Here is a 1,729-nt window from a genome sequence, read left to right on the forward strand (position 1 = left end):
CTGCGGCCCAGTTCCTCCGCCACGCGGGCGGCCGAGGGCGAGGTGGGCAGGGCCGAGGCCAGCCGGGCCAGCGACAGGGCGGCGTTGTCCACGTGCTCTTCGAGGTAACGGGCCAGGGTGGCCGTCAGCAACGCGCTTTGCCGTTCGAAGTCGGCCTCGCGGCCCAGGTAGGTGAAGGTGCCCGCAAAGGCCAGGATGCACAGCCCCAGCAGCGCCAGCCACACCAGCAGCCGGGTATGCAGCAGGCGGCCCAGCGAGCGCGGCGCCCGACCGGGGGCTGGGCCGTTTTCGGGGCAGTTGGGCGCGGCGGCACGGGCCTGGCCGCCGGGATTGGTGGTGGGTGCATTCATTGCAGTGTCGCGAATTCGCCGTCGCGGATGGTCAGGAGGAACGAACGGCGGTGCACGTCGCCGTACCGGTCAAGGCTGATGGGGCCGAGCACGCCCGTAAGGTTGCGGACCTCGGGAAGGGTTGCGCGCAGTCTGGACGGGTCGCCTTCGGCGCGGGCCAGGGCGTCGCCCAAAGCCATCACCGCCTCGTAGGCGAAGGCTGCCGCGAAGTTGGGCATCCAGCCGAAGCGCGCCGCATAGGCGGCGTGAAAGTTGCGGAAGGCGTCGTCGCCAAGGTCGGCGGCATAGGCATGGGCGAAGACGATGCCCTCCACGTCGCTGCCGCCCGCCAGCAACAGTTCGCGGGTGTAACCCCAGGAAGAACTGTACAGCGCGGGAAAGAACCTGTCGCGGTGAAAGGCTTGCGCGGCCATGGCCACGTCGCGCGCCGGGCACACCAGCAACACGCCGGAGGCGGTCGACTGCCGGGCATGGCGAAGCGCCTGGGCAAATTCCTGCCGGTCGGCAGTGGCGTAGGGAAGGTCGGCGGTCACGGTGCCTCCCAGTTCGCGGAACCGGGCCACGAAGGCCTCGGCAAAGGGGGCGGAGAAGGGGGCGTTTGCCGTTTCGCGAACCACGGCCATCTCGCGCAGGCCTGTGGAACGGGCGTATGCGGCCAGTGCCTCGGCCCAGGCCGTGTTGGCCGGAATGACGCGGAAGAAGCCGTCCTCCTTGCCTTCCAGCGCGGGAGTGCTGGTGGTGGGAGAGATCAGCGGCACCCCGGCGGCTTCCCACAGGGGCAGGGTAGCCACGGTCTGGCCGCTGGTCATGTGCCCCACCCCTGCCTGTATGTTGCGGGCAAGCAGCCGGGTGACCGCCGCGCGTGCCTCTTCGGGGGTGGTGCCGTCATGCTCGGCCACCAGCTCAAGGCGGCGTCCGGCCACGCCCCCGGCGGCGTTCAGGTGCTCGACTGCCAATTGCGCGCCGTTGCGCCCCTGCACGCCCAGATCGGAGGCGAGGCCTTCGAGTTGCCCGGCAAAACCGATGCGCACGGTGGGCGGTTCGCGCAGCAGGAGCAGCAGGACGCTCAGGGTCGCCAGGGACACGACCATGAGGGTTAGGGCGGCCACGATGGCGCGGTGCGGGCGGCGTCCTGGTGCGGCACCCTGATTGGGGGCCTTCTTCCGGTCCGGGGAATCCCCGTGCTCTGCGTGCGCCATGTGACCCCCCCGCGGTGGGCGATATGCCCGAATCTTATAGCGGCCATGGACTAAAGTCCATCGGGCGGCATGCGGTGCGGCTGGCGGGGCCATCGGTGGCGTGGCGGCCCCGCGCACTCCGCCGTTCCTGTGGACGCCCCGGGCGGGCTCTGGCACCATGAAACCGCGCGACCACCGCCG

Annotated in this window: 1 protein-coding gene and 1 pseudogene; both read right to left on the reverse strand. The window is 70.7% G+C overall.

Going from position 1 to position 1,729, the window contains the following annotated elements; translation table 11 throughout:
- Positions 1 to 350: pseudogene (locus tag FVW20_RS14405) on the reverse strand (PAS domain-containing sensor histidine kinase); the annotation flags it as partial.
- Positions 347 to 1,549 (reverse strand): ABC transporter substrate-binding protein, encoded by a 1,203-nt coding sequence (locus FVW20_RS14410; RefSeq protein WP_231039128.1) that lies wholly within the window; start codon positions 1,547 to 1,549, stop codon positions 347 to 349. The gene FVW20_RS14410 and the pseudogene FVW20_RS14405, both read right to left, overlap by 4 nt.
- Positions 1,550 to 1,729 lie beyond the last annotated feature (180 nt).

Source organism: Nitratidesulfovibrio oxamicus, assembly GCF_015731765.1.
In the GTDB taxonomy this organism is placed as follows: domain Bacteria; phylum Desulfobacterota; class Desulfovibrionia; order Desulfovibrionales; family Desulfovibrionaceae; genus Cupidesulfovibrio; species Cupidesulfovibrio oxamicus.